General features: G+C 70.2%; 15 protein-coding genes. 5 read left to right on the top strand and 10 right to left on the bottom strand.

Going from position 1 to position 17,486, the window contains the following annotated elements; all coding sequences use genetic code 11:
• Nucleotides 1-95: 95 nt before the first annotated feature.
• Nucleotides 96-3,386, bottom strand: coding sequence for a BTAD domain-containing putative transcriptional regulator (locus AB0E90_RS46900; protein ID WP_360419384.1), 3,291 nt, complete (start codon nt 3,384-3,386; stop codon nt 96-98).
• Between the two features lie 169 nt (nt 3,387-3,555).
• Here AB0E90_RS46900 and AB0E90_RS46895 point away from each other — a divergent pair, with 169 nt between their 5' ends.
• Nucleotides 3,556-5,175 (top strand): VCBS repeat-containing protein, encoded by a 1,620-nt coding sequence (locus AB0E90_RS46895; RefSeq protein WP_360419382.1) that lies wholly within the window; start codon nt 3,556-3,558, stop codon nt 5,173-5,175.
• Between the two features lie 232 nt (nt 5,176-5,407).
• Complete coding sequence (locus AB0E90_RS46890; RefSeq protein WP_360419380.1) at nt 5,408-5,653, top strand: hypothetical protein; 246 nt, start codon at nt 5,408-5,410, stop codon at nt 5,651-5,653.
• A gap of 79 nt (nt 5,654-5,732) precedes the next feature.
• Here the strand turns inward: AB0E90_RS46890 and AB0E90_RS46885 are convergent, their stop codons facing one another.
• Nucleotides 5,733-7,856, bottom strand: a complete 2,124-nt coding sequence (locus AB0E90_RS46885; protein ID WP_360419379.1) for a M3 family metallopeptidase — start codon at nt 7,854-7,856, stop codon at nt 5,733-5,735.
• Between the two features lie 53 nt (nt 7,857-7,909).
• Complete coding sequence (locus AB0E90_RS46880; RefSeq protein WP_360419378.1) at nt 7,910-8,434, bottom strand: DUF2306 domain-containing protein; 525 nt, start codon at nt 8,432-8,434, stop codon at nt 7,910-7,912.
• 21 nt (nt 8,435-8,455) lie between these two features.
• On the opposite strand from AB0E90_RS46880, the gene AB0E90_RS46875 reads away from it, so the two are divergent.
• A complete protein-coding gene (locus tag AB0E90_RS46875; RefSeq protein WP_360419377.1) occupies nt 8,456-9,028 on the top strand; it encodes a TetR-like C-terminal domain-containing protein in 573 nt (190 codons plus the stop codon).
• Between the two features lie 9 nt (nt 9,029-9,037).
• Here the strand turns inward: AB0E90_RS46875 and AB0E90_RS46870 are convergent, their stop codons facing one another.
• From AB0E90_RS46870 to AB0E90_RS46860, 3 genes are all read right to left on the bottom strand, one after another.
• Nucleotides 9,038-9,781, bottom strand: coding sequence for a hypothetical protein (locus tag AB0E90_RS46870; RefSeq protein WP_360419375.1), 744 nt, complete (start codon nt 9,779-9,781; stop codon nt 9,038-9,040).
• 84 nt (nt 9,782-9,865) lie between these two features.
• Nucleotides 9,866-10,138 carry a hypothetical protein gene (locus AB0E90_RS46865; protein WP_360419373.1) on the bottom strand — a complete coding sequence of 91 codons (273 nt, stop codon included), beginning with the start codon at nt 10,136-10,138 and terminating at the stop codon, nt 9,866-9,868.
• 257 nt (nt 10,139-10,395) lie between these two features.
• Nucleotides 10,396-11,133, bottom strand: a complete 738-nt coding sequence (locus AB0E90_RS46860; protein WP_360419371.1) for a class I SAM-dependent methyltransferase — start codon at nt 11,131-11,133, stop codon at nt 10,396-10,398.
• Between the two features lie 331 nt (nt 11,134-11,464).
• Between AB0E90_RS46860 and AB0E90_RS46855 the strand changes: the two genes are divergently transcribed.
• Entirely contained in the window at nt 11,465-12,226 is a 762-nt protein-coding gene (locus AB0E90_RS46855) for a hypothetical protein (protein WP_360419368.1), read from the top strand.
• 486 nt (nt 12,227-12,712) lie between these two features.
• Here the strand turns inward: AB0E90_RS46855 and AB0E90_RS46850 are convergent, their stop codons facing one another.
• Nucleotides 12,713-13,045: a hypothetical protein gene (locus AB0E90_RS46850; RefSeq protein WP_360419366.1), complete on the bottom strand. Its 333-nt coding sequence runs from the start codon at nt 13,043-13,045 to the stop codon at nt 12,713-12,715.
• A 352-nt stretch (nt 13,046-13,397) separates the two neighbouring features.
• Between AB0E90_RS46850 and AB0E90_RS46845 the strand changes: the two genes are divergently transcribed.
• Complete coding sequence (locus AB0E90_RS46845) at nt 13,398-15,008, top strand: methyl-accepting chemotaxis protein (RefSeq protein WP_360419364.1); 1,611 nt, start codon at nt 13,398-13,400, stop codon at nt 15,006-15,008.
• A 19-nt stretch (nt 15,009-15,027) separates the two neighbouring features.
• Here the strand turns inward: AB0E90_RS46845 and AB0E90_RS46840 are convergent, their stop codons facing one another.
• The 3 genes from AB0E90_RS46840 to AB0E90_RS46830 are packed head-to-tail and all read right to left on the bottom strand — an operon-like array spanning nt 15,028 to nt 17,429.
• A complete protein-coding gene (locus tag AB0E90_RS46840; RefSeq protein ID WP_360419362.1) occupies nt 15,028-15,579 on the bottom strand; it encodes a phosphatase PAP2 family protein in 552 nt (183 codons plus the stop codon).
• A 51-nt stretch (nt 15,580-15,630) separates the two neighbouring features.
• Nucleotides 15,631-16,785 carry a HAMP domain-containing sensor histidine kinase gene (locus tag AB0E90_RS46835; protein WP_360419360.1) on the bottom strand — a complete coding sequence of 385 codons (1,155 nt, stop codon included), beginning with the start codon at nt 16,783-16,785 and terminating at the stop codon, nt 15,631-15,633.
• Nucleotides 16,782-17,429 (bottom strand): response regulator transcription factor, encoded by a 648-nt coding sequence (locus AB0E90_RS46830; RefSeq protein WP_360419358.1) that lies wholly within the window; start codon nt 17,427-17,429, stop codon nt 16,782-16,784. Before AB0E90_RS46830 ends, AB0E90_RS46835 begins: the two co-directional genes overlap by 4 nt.
• Nucleotides 17,430-17,486 lie beyond the last annotated feature (57 nt).

Genomic DNA, 17,486 nt, shown 5'->3' with positions numbered 1-17,486 from the left:
AACGACAACCCCCGGCCCTACGTCTGGACCAAGACCGCCGACCAGATCCTCGACTCCATCGCCCGCTACTGCACCCGCATTAACGACTCACGACACTAGGCGGCCGCGAGCAGTTCTCGTCCTGCGCGGAGGCGGGCCGGCAGGCCCTCGTGGAGGGTGGCGGCCTCCGCGCAGAGCTGCCCGGCGCGTACGAGATCTCCGGTTGTCGCGGCTATGCGGGCCAAGGCCAGGCGGGCGTCGCCCTGGAAGATGCGGTATTTCTTGTGGTCGGCCAGGTTCAGGGCTGCCTCGGCCAGCGCCCGGGCCTCGCCGGGGTCGCCGGACGCCAGCCGGACCTCGGCCAGGCCGACGCCGGCCTGCACCTCGAAGTACAGGTAGCCGTTGTCCCGGCACAGCTGGAGGCAGCGGGTGAAGCGTTCGGCCGCGTCCTCCAGCGCGCGGGCGCCGAGCAGGGCGAATCCCAGTGTGGCCAGCACCCCGGCTTCCGAGCGCAGGTCACGCAGGCGGGCGGCGATGGACAGGGCCTCGGTGGCCGCCGAGAGCGCGGCGGACCATTCGGCCTGCTGCTGGTAGAGCAGGCTCAGCTCGTCCAGGAGGGCCATCTGGCCGTTCAGGGCGCCGGTCGTCCGGTGGTAGTCGAGGGCGGCGGTCAGGTGTTCGCGGGCGGTGTCGAACTCCTCCAGCAGGCGCAGCACCATGCCGAGGTTGCCCAGGTTGACGATCGCCGAGCGGCGGCGGGCGGCGCCGCGGTTGAGGGCGAGAGCGGCCTTGAAATGCACCACTGCCTCGGTCAGGCGGCCGGTCTCGTTGCACATCGCGCCGAGGTCGTTGAGGGTGACGGCGCGGATGTGGCTGAACTCGGGGCCGTCGCTGATCTCCAGGGTCTGGCGGTACAACTGTTCGGCCTCGGCGGGGTGGCCCAGTTCCTGCCGGATCAGGCCGAGGTTGTGCAACAGGTAGGCCTCGCCGATGCGCCAGCCGCCGCGCCGGGCCGCGTCGACGCCCGACCGGTAAGCCTCGCCGGCCCGCTGGGTCTCCCCCGCCGCCCAGTACGCCTGCCCGATCGTCTGGTGCATCGCGGCCTGCGCCAGGTCGTCGCCGGCGGCCTCGGCCGCGGCCAGCCCGGTCTGTCCGGAACCGAGCCACGGTACGCCGTCCCGATGCACGAAGAAGTAGCCGCGCAACTGGTCGGCCAGTTGCCAGGCGCGGGCCCGGTGCGGACCGGCCGCGGCCAGCTCGATCGCCGCAAGTAGGCCGGTGAGTTCCTCGTGCAGCCAGGCGGTGGCGGTGTCCACGTCGAGGAAGCCGGCCGGGTCGGCGGGGATGTCCAGCGGCAGCCGGACCATCTCGGCGTACACCAGGCGCATCGCGGCAGCGGTCCGGGCCAGGTACCAGTCGAACAGACGGCCGAGGGCGGCCGGATCCCGGTCGTTCTCGGGACGCTGGGCCGCGTACAGCCGAAGCAGGTCGTGATAGCGGAAGCGGCCGGATTCGGTGCGCTGCACCAGGTTCTCGGAGGTCAGTTGGTCGAGCGCCGCGGTGGCGTCGTGCTCGTCGACGCCGGCCAGCGCGGCGGCCGCGGACGGGTGGAACGTCTCGCCGGGGATCAGCGCCCCGGCCCGGAACACCCGGCTGACCGGCGGACTCAGCTCTTGGTAGCTCAACTCGAAGCTGGCCTGGACGCCGATGTCGCCGATGCTGAACCGGGCCAGCCTCGACCGCTCGTCGGCGAGCCGGTCCAGCAGTTCGCGCATCGCGACCCGGTCGCCCTTGAGCCGGCTGGCGATGACCCGCAACGCGACCGGGAGCCGCCCGCACGCCTCGACCAGCGCCTCGGCACTCGTCGTGTCGTCGGCCGCGCGGTCACCCAGCATGCCGAGCGCCTCGGTGACGCTGAGGGTGCCGAGTTCGACCAGGTGCGCGCCGTCCAGCTCGGCGCAGCGGTTGCGGCTCGTGATCAGGACGGCGCTGCCACCGGGCCCGGGTAGCAGCGGGCGGACCTGGGCCGCGTTGCGCGCGTTGTCCAGCACCACCAGCAGCCGCCGGTCGCTGACCGTGCTGCGCCAGAGCGCCGCCGCCTCGTCGGGGTCGACCGGGACCGCCCGGCCGGGCACGCCGGCGGCGCGCAGGAGACGGGCGAGGGCGTACGCCGTACCGACCGGTTGCCGGTCCGCGCCGCGCAGGTCGAGGTGGATCTGCCCGTCCGGGAAGTCGAGCCGGACCGACCGGGCCGCCTGCAACGCGAGGCTGGTCTTGCCGACCCCCGCCATCCCCGAGATCACACAGACGACCGACGGCCCGGACGGGTAGCGCAGTGCACGGCCGACGTCGTGCAGTTCGGCCGTACGTCCGGTGAAGTCCAGCGGTGGCGCCGGTGCCTGCCATGGCCGGACGACCGGCGCCCGCACCTCGTCGGGACGGGTGCGCAGGATCGCCTGCCGGGCCTCGCGCAGCTCCGCACCGGGGTCGAGGCCGAGCTCGTCGGCGAGGCGGGCGCGGACCTCGTCGTACGCCTCCAGCGCCGCCGCCTGCTGGCCGGAGGCGGCGAGCGCGGCGACCAGCCGCGCGTGCAGCGACTCGTGGTACGGGTGTCGAGGCGCCAGCCGCCGCAGAACCGGCAGGACCTGCGGTTCCCGGTGCAGTGTCTCGCCGAGCCGGGACAGCCGGATCGCCGCTTCGACCCGTTCGTCGGCCAGTTCGGTGACCAGCGGGTCGCCCTCCAGCTCCGGCACGTCGGCGGCCGGGACGTCACCGCGCCACATCTCCAGCGCGTCGTGGACCAGGTCGAACGCCACCGACGGCGGGACCTGCGGGTCGCGCCCGCCGGCCAGGCGTTCCCGGAACGCGACCAGGTCGAGCTCGGCGACGGTGGCCCGCAGCCGGTAGCCGCCGGGCGCCAGCTCCAGCATCCCCGGCGTGAGCAGCCGCCGGATCCGGCTCACGTGTGTCTGCAGGACGTTCGCGGCCGACGGCGGCGCGGCGTCCGCCCACAGCAGGTGGATCAGTTCGTCCCGGCCGACGGCGCGGTCCGGGGTCATCGCGAGCCGGGCCAGCACGATCCGGTGCCGCCCGGCGCCGATGCTCACCGCTTGCCCGGCACGGGTCAGTCCGAGCGGTCCGAGCACGGTGATTCGCACCGGCCCGCCGGTCGCGGCCGCCGGCGCGGGCGGGGCGGGCCGGGCGAGCTGGCGCAGGCGGTTCAGGTCCTGGCGGCCCATCCCGAGCGCCTCGCCGACCGCGTCGAGAAGCCGTGGCCGCGGCGAGTTGCTCCGGCCCTGTTCCAGGTCACGAAGACTGCCGAGGCTCACTCCGGCACGCTTCGCCAGGTCGCCCTGGGTCAGGCCCAGGCGGGTTCGCGTGTCCCGTACCAGGGCGCCAGCCGTCATCCCCGATTCGTCCATTTTCTACCCCCGTAGATCCGTATCGGAGGGGTCACCGTAGTACGGGATCGGTACGGGTTTCAGCCCTCCAGCGAGCCGGTAGCGATCATCCGCAGACTCTCCGTCAGCGAGACCGGGCGAACCCCGCCCGATCCACGGGGAGGAACTGAGAAACATGCAGACATCGATGCCCTGGCGCCGGCGGGCGGCGGTCCTGGTGGCCGCACCGCTGATCCTGATGTGCGGCGCCACCGCCGCGTCGGCGGACCCGGCGGATTCACCGTCCGACCCGCCACTGGCTTCCTACCCGAGCGTGTCCACACAGGAGGCACCGAACCCGTCGGCGCGGGCCACGACGGTGCAGGCCGCCGCGTGGGCGGGGTGCGACGACAACGGGCCGGCCCTGCATCTGACCCGTACGCAGGTGCTCGCTCGTGCGCAGACCTGGCTCGACGTGGGCATCCCCTACAGCCAGACGAACTGCTACCGCAACAGCCTGGGCGATTACCGCACCGACTGCTCCGGGTTCGTGTCGATGGCCTGGGGTCTCGGGGGCAAGGGCAGCGACTACTGGACCGGCAACCTCCACCTCGTGACCACGGAGATCGCCCGCTCGGCGCTGAAGCCCGGCGACGCGCTGCTGCGGCCCGACGACCACGTCGCGCTGTTCGTCCGCTGGGCGGACTCGGCACACACCCAGCCGGAGGTGATCGAGCAGACCGGCTCGCGCAACACGATCCGGGACACGTGGAGCCAAGGGAACGCGGCGCTCTACACACCGGTCCGCGTCGACACCATCGTGGACAAGTCGCAGTCGGCGCCGGCCATGATGTACGACAACGGCGGCGGCTCCACGCACCTGTTCCGCTGGACCTCGAACGGCTCGGCCTTCGCCCGTACGACCGAGTACGTCGGGAACAGCTACAGCGCCCCCAACGTCGGCGACCGGATGGCCTCCGGTGACGTGGACGGCGACGGTGTCGACGACCTGGTAGCGGCGTACCAGAGGCCTGACGGCCAGTGGCAGATGAACGTGTTCCGCAGCGGGGTCACCTCGGCCGGCATCTGGTACGACGGCGGCGCCCTCGACCTCGACAAGGCCGGCGGGCGTCTCGTCGTCGGCGACTGGAACGGCGACGGCAAGGCCGAACCCGCCCTGCTGTACGACGAGGGCGGCTCCAACATGCACATCTACCGCTGGCTGTCGACGGGTTCGTCCTTCCAACGCACCACCGAATACGAATCGACCAGCTTCACACTCGCCGCGGTTGGCGACCGGGTCGACTCCGGCGACATCGACGGTGACGGTGACGACGACATCGTCACCGCGTACCAGAAACCCGACGGCAAGTGGCAGCTCAACGTCTTCCGCAGCGGCGTCACCTCGGCCGGCATCTTCTACAACGGCGGCAGCCTCAACCTCGACAACGCCGCCGGCCGCCTGGTAGTCGCCGACTTCAACGGCGACGGCAAAGCCGAACCCGCCCTCGCCTACGACAACAACGACACCACCATGCACATCTACCGCTGGACCTCCACCGGCACCACGTTCAGCCGCACCACCGACTACGCCGCCACCAGCAGCTTCCCGCTGACCAGCGTCGGCAACCGGGTCGACGCGGCCGACGTGGACGGCGACGGCAACGCCGACATCGTCATGGCCTACCAGAAACCCGACGGCGACTGGCAACTCAACACGTTCCGCAACGGGCTCACCTCGGCCGGCATCTGGTACGACGGCGGCAGCCTCAGCCTCAGCAAGGTCGGCGGACGGCTCGCACTCGGCGCCTGGTGACCCTTCCCATCAGTGACACAACAGAAGGAGTAACTGTGAACAGGAAGGCATCCCGGCCGCTCGCCGTCGCCTCGGCGATCGCCGCCGTCGCCCTCGGGCACTGGCCGCCCCGGCGCCGGCCTCCGCCCACTGGAGCTGTGGGCGGGGCGCCCCGGCCGACATCGACACCAGCGGCGGCCACCTCGCCTGGTACGGCGCCACCGCCCGGGTCGGCTCGAGCACCCGGTGCGCGGTGAGCTCCACCAATATCACCGGCTGGAGCCTCGACTACCACTGCTACGCGGTCGACATCAACGGCGAGGACACCTGGACGTACGTGGTCACGGTCTCCGACACCTACAGCACCCGCGGCTGGGTCAACGACGACGACCTGCGGGACCACGGCTCTTTCAAGCGTTGCATCGGTGACACGAACCAGGTCGAGTCGGCCCCCGCCAACATCGACTGGGCGGCGACGAACAAGGCCGCGCTCGTCTGACCGACAGTAACCGGGCCTCGGCGTGGTGCAGCCCTGCACCACGGCGAGGCCCGTTTCAGCCCACTGACCGGGGGAATCGTCAGGCGAAGCCGCGCAAGCGCATCAGGGCCTCGGTGTCGACGTCGCGACCGCGGAAATTGCGGAAGGCCTCGTCCGGCGCGACGGCGTTGCCGACCGAGAGGATGTCGTCGAGGAACGCCTTGGCGGTGGCGGGGTCCCAGACACCCCGTTGCTCGAACAGCTCCCACGCATCGGCGGTCAGCGCATCGGCCCAGAGATAGACGTAGTAGCCGGCCGAATATCCGTCGCCCGAGAAGATGTGCCCGAACTGGGTCGGGCGGTGCCGCATGACGATCTCCTTCGGCAGACCGATCTCGGCCATGCAGCTCTTCTCGAAGGCGTCGGGATCGATCGTGCCGTCCGGCGTCGCGGCCAGGTGGATTCTCATGTCATAGATCGCCGAGGCCAGGAATTCGACCGTACTGAAGCCCTGGTTGAACTTCAGGGATTTCTGGATCTTGGCGAGCAACTCGGCGGGGATCGGCCGGCCGGTGTCGACGTGCAGGGCGAAGCGGTTGAGCAGCTCCGGCGTCGGGAACCAGTGTTCGTTGATCTGACTGGGGAACTCGACGAAGTCGCGCTTGACCGACGTGCCCGCGACGCCGGGATAGGTGACGTTCGAGTTGAGGCCGTGCAGGGCGTGGCCGAACTCGTGGAACATGGTGACGGCGTCGTCCCACGAGATGAGGACGGGGCCGGGCCCCGACTTCACGAAGTTGGCGTTGTTGGAGACGATCGGGGTGACGTTCGCCTGGAAACGTTCCTGGGTGCGGTACTCGCTCATCCACGCACCGGAGTCTTTGCCGGCGCGGGCGTAAGGGTCGAAGTACCACAGGCCCACGCGCTCGCCGCCGCGCGTCACCTCATGGACCGACACGTCCTCGTGGTAGACGGGCAGACCGTCGAGTTCGGCGAATCGCAGGCCGTAGAGCCTTTCGGCGGCCCAGAACATGCCGTCGCGGACCTTGTCGAGCTGGAGGTAGAGCTTCACCTCGTTCTGGTCGAGGTCGTACGTCGCCTTGCGCACCTTCTCCGAATAGAACCGGTGGTCCCAGGCCTCGATGGTGATGCCGGCGCCCTCCTTGTCGGCGATCGCCTGCATGTCGGCGATCTCCTCGTGGGCGCGCCGCAGGGCTGGGCCCCAGAGCTTCATCATCAGGTCGGTGGCGGCCTGCGGCGTCTTCGCCATGTTGTTCTCGACGGCCCAATGGGCGTGTGTCGGGAAGCCGAGCAGCCGGGCCCGCTGGGTGCGGAGCTGCAGGATCTCGCTGATCAACGCCTTGTTGTCGGTGGCCGTGCCGTTGTCGCCGCGCATGATCCACATGCGCCAGCCCTTCTCCCGCAGGTCGCGCTTGGCGGAGTAGGTCAGGAACGGCTCCATCGAGGACCGCGTGTTGGTGAAGACCCACTTGCCCTTGACCCCGTGCGCCTCGGCTGCCGCCGCCGCAGCCTGACGCAGCGATTCGGGAAGGCCCTCGAGATCTGCCTCGGTCTCGATGGTGAGCCGGTAGCTTTCCTCGTCGGCCAGCTCGTTCTGGCTGAACTTGGTGTAGAGCGAGGCGAGCTTCTGATTGAGGCCCTTCAGCGTGGCCTGGTCAGCGTCGTTGAGCGCCGCGCCCTGCCGGGTGAAGTTCTGGTAGTAGTTCTCGACGAGGCGCTTCTGCTCCGGCGACAGGCCGGCGGTCGGGCCGTCATGGACCGCCTTGATCCGGGCGAAGAGCCGGGCGTTCTGAATGATGTCGTCGCCGAAGGCCGAGAGAACGGGCGACATCTCGGTCTGCAGATCCTGCATCGCGGTGTCGTTCATCGTCGAGGTGAAGACGCCGAAAAACCGTTGGGCGCGGTCGAGGGCGCGGCCGCTGTCCTCCAGCGCGGCGATGGTGTTGGCGAAGGTCGGCGTCTCGGCAGTGCCGGCGATCTTGGCGATCTCGGCCTTGCTGAGCTCCATGCCCTTCTCGAGCGCTGCTTTGATCGAGGTCGGGTTAACCTGGTCGAAGGCCGGGTAACCGCCATGCTCTCCAGTCCACACCCCGATCAGCTTATCCTCCGGGCCGCGCCCGGATGCGAGCGCGAAGCCGGGGACCTTGAGCGAGCCGAGCACGGCCGCAGTGGCGGCAGCCTGAAGAAAGACACGGCGTTGCATGGGAAGCCCTCCGGCATCGATTCGGATCCGGCCAGATGCCGCCCCAAGATCATTTAACCCACATTTCCGTACGGCGATGAGCGGTTTTGTCTAACACCAGCAGAACGGCTGTCGTGGTGACCACCCCGCGCCGTCGCCGCCACCACGACAACCGCGGCGACCAGCAGGCAGACGGTGAGACCCAGCGCCAGGCCGGCCGGTTGGTGCAGAGTCCACTGCGGAATCTTGCGTTGCGGCACCACGACCGCGCCCACGAACGCCCCGAGCAGCCCGAAGTACGACCCGGTCATGAAGTTGCGGTGCAACCGAACCCGGTGCGTGAGGGCCGCCCACAGCCCGATCGACAGCGTCACGAAGGTAAACACCGACAGGCCGTGGATCCACGAGAAATGACCCGGCCGCAGCTCCTGGATGAAGAACGAGCTGATGATCGTCCAATACATCGCGCCGGTCCACACCCGGCCGATCCAGCGGTGGGCCCGGTCGCCCTTGGCCCGGCGGACCAGGTTGTACGCGCCCAGCGCCATCGAGATCGTGGCGGCCCCCGCATGCAACGCTATAACAACGTTATTCGCCATAACGTTGTTATAGTCGATGCCGTGACACCCGTCAACCGCCCCGACCTGACCAGCCACCTGGTGGACGAGGCCGCACGCATCCTGGTCGAGGACGGCCCCGACGGCCTCTCCCTGCGCAAGCTCGCGACGGCCGCCGGCGTCTCGACGATGCCGGTCTACACCCTGTTCGGCGACAAGCAGGGCCTGCTCGCGGCCATGCACCGGGAGGGCTTCCGCCGGCTCGGCGAGGCCCTCGCCGCGGTACCGGTCACCGACGAGCCGCTCACCGACGTCATCGCGCTAGGACTTGCGTACCGCGCGGTCGCGCTGGCCGGCCCCCACCTCTACGGCCTGATGTTCGGCCGGATCGCCCCCGGCTTCACGCCCAGCCCCGAGGACCGGGCCGCCGCCGACCTGACCTACCGCCCACTGGTCGAGGGCGTCGAGCGCTGCCAGGCGGCCGGCGTCTTCGTCTCCGGCGACCCGGAGCGGATGGCCCTGCACCTGTGGGCGGTGGCGCACGGCATGGTCTCGCTCGAACTCAACAACCAAACCGGCGGCGAGGACACCTATCTCGAGGCGCTGGGCTACGCGGGCGTGCCGTTCCTCGCGTAACCCGCAGTCCTACGCCGCGACGGTGACGGCCGGACGCAGGCGGGCCTTCTGCCCCGCAGGCAGGTGGCGGGCCGACTGGGCGGCGAGCACTGCCTCACGCTGCAGGGCGTCGGCGTTGCGGCGGGCCAGGTCGGCATCGTGCCAGGCAGTCCGCTGAGCGGAGACCGCCTCCTCGTAACGCACGCGAAGATGGGCCACCGACGCCCGGGCGATCATCAACTCCTGCTCGACCGGATGCAGCCGGGCATCCCACCCGCCACGGCCGGCCTCCGCGTCGGTGACAGCCTCCACGGGCAGCTCACCACGCGACACGGCAGCGGTGACCGCGCGGTGCAGGAACCGGTCGCGAGCCGCGTACTCCTCACAGGTACGCACCGACCACGACCGGCCCCAGGCCGCCGCGGCCACCCCGGTACGCAACCGGGCGTCGGCCTCGAGCCACGCCCGCCACGCCGCGTCCACCTCCGGCTCGGACTCCTGGCTCAGCTCCTGCCACCGCTGCGCACCCAGCCGCGCACGGTCCGCGGCAACCTGCACCTCCTGCGCATACCGCGCCGCCTCCTCCTGCTCCCGCTGACGCACGAGGCCACGCTCACGCCGGCCCGCGAGCAGCTCCTGGATTGCCTGCCCGGGGCGACCCACACCTTCCGGGTTGCCCAGGATCAACAGCGCCGGGAAAGTCAGCAGCATCAACGACGCCCAGATGACCGCCGGCGCCGGGGAAGCCACCAGCATGTCCGCAACCAAGTTCATGTGAAAGATCCATCCTTGTAAAGAATCACTCATGCCGATGACAGGAGGCGACCGCCGCAACGACGGCAGGTGACGTCCGAAAGGTCAGGCAGACGCGGGCGGGCCACGCGAACCACGGACACCCGCGGTGTGCTGCGTGACGAGAACGCCCGTCCGATCCGCAGGTGCGACCAGCACCGCAGGATCGGCGACCACATCAGACGGTTCGATGTCCGTGTCGACGGCAGCGTGCCCGCAGGCAGCGGCCGGGCGCGAACCCGAAACCTGCCGCGGCATCGCACCGGCAATCGCCAGCACGGCCGCGAGAAGGACAGGCAACGAGCGCAGCAGCAGACTGCGCAGCGCCGGCGTCCTCATAGCACCTCATCCAACCAGCCACGCCCCGGCCGACACCGACGCCACTCCACCCCGGCAGAGTGAAACCGATCTTGGAACCCCGCGAACGACTCCGCCAACCGTGACCGCTGATGGGGACCACCAGCACGCGAGTGGAGTTACCTCATAGGACACTCCTGCGCGCATCCACACCGCTTGAGCATTCGGGGCCGCGGTGAGCACGCCGAGATGATCGCGTCTCAGCTGCTGTCGGCGGAACTGCTTGAGGACGGCGAAGTTCACCGACGGCCGACGATGCTACGCAGCCCAACAGGGAGCGGATGCTGGTCGTCATTGAATGAGCCGCCGATCGTGGCCGTCACTCCACGTTCACGCAGAAGTTCCGGCACCGACGAGGTGTCGATCAGGACGTTGCCGTGGTGCTCGTCCTCGCGGCGATAGCTGCCGTCCGCGCCGCGGACGAACGTGGTGAGATCCCGGTCGAACCGGTCCGGCGCGGGCTGGCTGAACCGGGTGATGACGGCCCAATCGTCACCGACCCGTCCTTGCGCCATTGCGCCCTCGCGTACGCTGCCCCATTCGAGGTCGCACAGATCCACGGCCAGCAAGCCACCGGGCAGCAACGCATCGGCGAGCGCTATCAGGCCACGGCGGGCAGCAGCAGCATCGGACAGGTAGTTGAGGGCATGTCCGACCCCGACGATCGCGTCCACCGCCGGAATCGGATCATCGGGCAGGACCAAGGTCCGGACGTCCGCGGCGCCCCCGACGGCGTCCCGGGTGAGATCGAGCATCGCCGGTGAGGCATCCGTGGCGATCACCCGATGGCCGGCTTCCACCAGGCGCTTCGTGAGCAGGCCCGATCCGCACCCGATCTCCAGAACCGCGCCATGGCGTGCCCGGACTGGCTCGAGAAGGGCCAGGATGCCAGGCGCACAGGCTTCGGCGTGAAAGCCGTAGCCCTGGTCGAAGACGTAGGCGAGGTCCCGACGGTAATACGGCTCGTTGGTCTGCACCGGTGCATTGTGCCGATGCGCCAACTGAGGATCCTGCAATGCTGGATCACGGTGTGCTCATCTGCCGCCGAGCGTGCGCGCCCGCCGAACTTGAGCCGGCAAGGACGAGCCTGTTTCCCGTGGAAACGATGCGCAACGACGGCGCACGGGAAGCTCGATCGGTTCCCGGAATGTGATCGCCGGCGAGCCGATTCACTTGCCCTGCGGGCGTGGCCGCCTGCGGTGAGTTCGGGCGTGCTGCGCGCCGGCTCCGTTTCGGAACCACAACGGATGACGTCGATCGATTGGTACGGGGTCTGGCTGCCGGGCAGCCTGCGGCATAATCCGGCCCATGCGGGGGCGAACGAAGTGGATCGGGTGCGGCGCGATAGTGGTGGTGCTGGGCCTCGGCGCAGCGGGCGCGTGGCGGTACGAGGAGCACGTCCGCCGTCAGCCGAACTGGCAGATCCACCACACGGCGGTGCCCGAAGCGGCGAAGAAGGTCGACCACGTGCTCGCCCAGTTCGAGCGCGACCACCTCTACCAGGCCGGCGACTACCTGCACTCGGCCGGCCAGCACCCTGACGTCCAGGTCCTCTCGGTTGCCGGGCAGACCCACTGGCAGAGCGGCGTGACCCTGGTGCTGAAGGTGCAGGGTCACGGTGTGGTGCGCGGCTTCGATCACGTGGTGCTCCGGGAGGTGGACGTGCCGATCTGCTTCCGCCTCCAAATGGGACCGAAGGAGGACAGCCGCGACGACGACATCGACTGCCCGGCGGGCGCGCCGCTGCCGGTTCCCAAGGACCCGTCTCTGCAGGGCGTCGACGAGCGCCTCCAGAGAGCGCTGAACCCCGTCGGCGCGAACGAGGCCGCTGTCCGCGCCGCGGTGGCCGGGCTGAAACTCGACCCGGGCATCCACCAGGATTTCGCCGCTCAGGACGGCACTGTCGGGGTGGCGCTGCGCGCCAGTCAGTACGACTGCGTCGTCGCCCGCGTCGCTGCCCGGGGGGACGTGACACTCTGGCGGCCGTCGCACACCCAGCTGGCCCCGGGCGAGTTGGACTGCTCGGCCGGCCTGGCATTGAGCGGCGAGTTCAACACCTCCCCGCACTGAGAAACTCAGCCGGCCGGATCACCTGGAAACGTCAGGTTCAGGCGGAGGCGCTGTCACGCGCGGTTTCGTCATCACCCTCGTGCACCAGCTGGCTCCGCGCGCTCCATCGGATCGGCCTGCATGAGGCTCCCACCCTTCGGCCTCGAATACGGCGGCCAAGTGCCGCTCCAACCCTTCGTAGGGCACCGCGGCCAGACGGGCGGCCACCAGCTTGACCTCGCGTCCTCCCCATCGGCTCGGATCTCCTCCAAATCCACTTGGTCAACCCGCACGAGAGTGCCCTCCACGCTCACCGGTTCAGCCTTCTCGCTCAGGCCGGATATTCACAAATTCTTTGGACGTCACCGGCGTCGTCACGCCACTCCTGGAAGCCCACCACGTCTGGGCGCGCGAGCGCGAAGGCCGGCGAGCTGCGTCTTGTAAGTCAGGACTTGCCGTCGGCGTCCTCGACCGGGCCGCGGTTCGGTTCGGTTCTTCGCCGATGTGTCAGTGGGGTGGAATGTGCTGCCGGATGAGTTCGACCACGCGGTCCGGGTCGTCGGGTGTGAACGCGGGACGCACCTTCGCACCGACGTCCAGGACGACGAGAACGTGCTTGCCCGGGCGGGTGGTGTCCCACGGCAGCCAGTAGCCAGGATGCGCGGTCCCCCAGACTCGGCCCTTTCCGGTCAGCCAGTTCATCGGGCGCAGTCCGGCGGCCCTGATCCGGTGATACGGAATGTGCTTGGCGACACCGGTGGGAAAGTAATACCGGCGCAGTGTGACGCCGTCGGCGTCAAGCCTGACCCGGCCGTCGTCGTAGAGGGCCTCGTCGTCCACACTCCGATCGAAGCCCGGCGCGCAGCCGTCGTCAAGCGCCGCAGGTGGGGCCGTTCTGGCGCGGACCGCCAGGGGGTTGCCGGGCTTTCTCGCCGCGGCCGGGAGTCCGGGCCAGCCCGGTGGACGCCGGTAACCTCCGCCTTGATTCGGCCTCGCGCCGAGGATTATCACGCTATTGAAGAGCGTCTTTCAATCCAATTCTTGTACGCCTTTTCCGGCACTAATGAAAATGCGACTGAGCAGGCTATCAACAATCGGGCGCCGCCGGGACCAGAAACGGATAAGTCGACCCGGCCGTGCACTGCTCCGGCATTCTGATCGTGGCCGAGCAGCGGGGCAGGGAGAAGGCGGCATGAGCGGAATGCGATCGTGGATGGCCGACGTCCCGGTGCAGGCGAAGGTGCTGGCGCCGGTCGTCCTGGCGGCGATCGGCATCGCAGTGGTCGCCTGGTCGGGGCTGGCTGCGCTCTCCGACGAGGGTAAACGCACCAAGGCGATGTACGACGAGGTCGCCCGGCCGCTCTCCGATCTGGTCTCGCTGCGCGACATGCAGGGTGACTCGCGGGTCGAGGTCCGGGACGTGCTCATCCTCTCCGGCTCGGCGCAGGAGGAGGTGATCTCCGGCATGAGCGACACCGACACGGCCGCCGACGCCGCGATCACGGCGTACGTCAGCCATCACAGCGCCCTGGACAGCAACCGGACCGCCCTGGTCGCCACGGCCCGGGAGGGTCTGACCACGTGGCGGGACGCCCGCGACAAGCAGCTCGTTCCGCTGGCCCGGGCCGGCAGCACCGCGAAGGGCGAGGCCCTGCTTGCCTCGGGTGGCGCCCTGACCGCCGCGAACAAGACGTTCGGGGCGGCGCTGGACTCGCTGGCCGAGGCCGAACAGACGGCCGGCGAGCAGACCAAGGCCACCGCCGCCACGGAGCAGAGTCGCAAGCGCACCACCGTCGTGATCATCTCGATCGTGGTGATCGCCGCCGCCGTGCTGATCGGCGTGCTCGTCGCCCGGGTGGTGGTCACCCCGCTCCGCCGGGTCAACAGCGTGCTCAGCGACCTGGCCGGCGGTGACCTCACCGGCGACCCGCAGGTGAACGGGCGCGACGAGCTCGGGCAGATGGGCGCCGCGCTGGTTGCCGCGAACACGTCGCTGCGGCACACCGTCGGCACGATCGTGGAGTCCGCGGACACCCTCGGCGACGCCGCCGATCATCTGGCAACCAACAGCGGTCAGATCGCCCACCGGGTCAGCGACCTGGCCGCCCAGTTCAGCACCGTGGCGGCCGACGCCGACAGCGCGTCGATCAGCATCTCGACGGTCACCGCGGGCGCCAGCGAGATGAACGACGCGATCGGCGAGATCGCCCGCAGCGCCGGGCAGGCGGCCCTGGTGGCCCGCGACGCGGTCGGGATCGTCACCGGCACCTCCGCCACGATCGAGCAGCTCGGCCGCAGCTCCGCCGACATCGAACAGGTGCTGCGCGCGATCACCGCGATCGCCGAGCAGACCAACCTCCTCGCCCTGAACGCCACCATCGAGGCGGCCCGGGCCGGCGAGTCCGGCAAAGGCTTCGCCGTGGTCGCCGGGGAGGTCAAGGACCTCGCCCAGCAGACCGCCGCGGCCACCGACGACATCGCCCGCCGGGTCGGCGCCATCCAGTCGACCAGCGCCGAGGCGACCGCCGCGATCACCCGCATCGGTGAGGTGATCAACGAGATCAACGATCACCAAGGGGCCATCGCCGCGGCGGTCGAGGAGCAGACCGCGACGACCGGTGAGATGGGTCGCAGCGTGGCCGAGGCCGCCGACGCGAGCGCTCGGATCGCGGCCACGATCACCACCGTCGCGAACGGCGCCCGGCAGGCGGAGGCCGACGTCGTGGAGTCGCAGGGCCAGATCGGCACGGTCGCCCGGATGTCCGGCGACCTGCGCGAACTGGTCCGCGGATTCCGCTACTGAGCGAGGCGCACCAGCTTGTTCAGTTCCGGGCCCGGCCGCGGCGGACCGTCAGCGGCGGCAGGTCGCGGGCGCCGAGCTCGGTGACGTGGACGGCGAAGGCCGACAGCGCGGCAATGATCGCGGCGGCCAGGATGTCGCCGGGGTAGTGCACGCCGGCCGCGACCCGGGCGAGGCCGATCAGCACCGCCGCCACGGTCAGCACCAGGCCGATCCGCCGGCTTTGGAACGCCCAGACGCCGAAGGCCAGCGCGAACGCCGCGGTCGCGTGATCGCTGGGCAGCGAGACGCCGGGCGCGTGCGGGATCAGCTGGTGCACCGGGTGGTCCTGGAAGGGCCGCATCTCGCGGCTCGCGTAGGCGAGGGCCTGGGAGAGCCCGAACGCGACCGCCAGCGTCACGCCGAGGCAGGCCAGCGGCCGGATCTCGCGCCGACGCAGGGCGCGCACGCACGGGATCGCCGCCACCGCGAAGGCCACGAAGATGAGGTCGACGGCAGCGAACCGGATGAGCTGGTCGACCGCCGTCCAGCGCCCGGCCAGGCTGTTGATCACGTGGAAGAGCTGGAAGTTCACCTCTTCAACCTCGTACAGCGAGGGTAAGAATTCGCTGAAACGTCAATTCCGTCACGGCGCAGCAGGACGGGCCGGCAGTGTGACCGTCACGGTCAGCCCGCCACCCGGGCGCACTCCCGCCGTCGCCCGGCCGCCGTGCGCCACCGCGATCGAGTTGACGATGGCCAGCCCGAGGCCGGACCCGCCGTCGCCGGTCCGCTCGTGCAGTCGCCGGAACGGCTCGAAGAGCGTTCCGACGGCGTCCGCGGCCACCGGCGGCCCGGTGTTCTCCACGGTCAGCGACACCCCTTCGCCGGCCGCGCTGGTGCTGACCCAGACCTCGCCGTCCGCGACGTTGTAGCGCATCGCGTTGTCCACCAGGTTCGCCGCCAGGCGCTCGAGCAGGATCGGATCGCCGCTGGTCAGCGCGGGAGCCAGCGCGGTGTGCAGGCGTGCCGTCCCGGACCCGGCACTGTCGATCGCGTCCTCGGTGACGGTGGCCAGGTCGACCGCCTCCCGGTCGAACCGGCCGCGGTCGGTGCGGGCCAGGGTGAGCAGCGCGTCGATCAGCGCCTGGGCGTGCTGGACGGCGGTCCGCACGTCGCGGCCCATGCCGATCAGCTCGGCGGTGGTCGGCTCCGGCTTGGCCAGCACCACGTCGGCGGCGGTGCGCATCACGGTCAGCGGGGTGCGCAGCTCGTGGCCGGCGTTGGCGATGAATCGGCGCTGGGAGTCGAACGCGGCCTGCAGGCGGTCCAGCATCTCGTCGAACGTGTCGGCCAGCTCGCGCAGCTCGTCCCGCGGGCCGGTCAGCGCGAGCCGGGCGGTCAGATTTTCCTCGGAGGCGTTGCGGGCCGCCTCGGTGATCCGGTGCACCGGCCGCAGCACCCGGCCGGCCACGATCCAGCCGGCCAGCGCGGCCAGCAGCGTCACCACCAGCAGGGTGCCGAGCGAGTACCACAACAGGTGGTCGAGGGTCGCCTCGCGCTGGCTGTTCGCGCCGGTGACCAGGCCCTCCTGGTAGGCGGCCTTGCACTTCTGGATCGTGGCCACGTCGGTGGCCCGCGCGCAGCCGGCCAGGAAGTCGGGCGGGATCGCAGTCTTCGCCTCGGGCGACGACTGCGGCAGGTTCGTGGCCAGCAGGCCGTAGGTGACCGCCACCAGGATCGCGCCGCACGCCGCGAACAGACCGCAGTAGAGCAGAGTGAGCCGCACCCGCACGGTCATATCCGGTACCCCCGGCCGACCACGGTCTCGATCAGCGGCGGCGGGCCGAGCTTGCGGCGCAGCCGGGTCAGCGTCACCGAGACGACGTTGCTGAACGGATCGGCATGGGCGTCCCAGACGTGCTCGAGCAACTCCTCGGCGCTGATCACGCTGCCTTCGGCCGCGATCAGCATCTCGAGCACGCCGAACTCCTTGCGGGTCAGCGACAGCGGATGCCCGGCCCGGACGGCGCGGTGCCGGGCCCGGTCGACGGTCAGGTCACGGTGCTGCATGACCGGCGGGGCTGATGGTGTACGCCGAGCCAGCGCCCGGACCCGCGCGACCAGTTCGGGAAACGCGAACGGCTTGCCGAGGTAGTCGTCGGCGCCCAGTTCGAGGCCGTCGACCCGGTCGTCGACCGACGTGGCCGCGGTCAGCAGCAGGATGCGGGCGGGCGCGCCGGCCGCCAGGGTGCGGCACACGTGATCGCCGTGCACCACCGGCAGATCGCGGTCGAGCACGAGCACGTCGTAGTCGGTGCCGGCCGCCGCCGCCAGCGCGGCTGCCCCGTCGTGCACGACGTCGACGGCCATCCCGGCGTCGCGTAGTCCCTCGCCGATCCGGGTGGCCAACGTGACGTGGTCCTCGACCACCAGCACGCGCATGCCGACATTGTGCGCCCGCCGAGATGACATCCGTCCAACACGGCCGGTAGCGCTGAT

The organism is Actinoplanes sp. NPDC026619, from assembly GCF_040638295.1.
In the GTDB taxonomy this organism is placed as follows: domain Bacteria; phylum Actinomycetota; class Actinomycetes; order Mycobacteriales; family Micromonosporaceae; genus Actinoplanes.
This window is presented reverse-complemented; position numbering and strand designations above follow the sequence as displayed.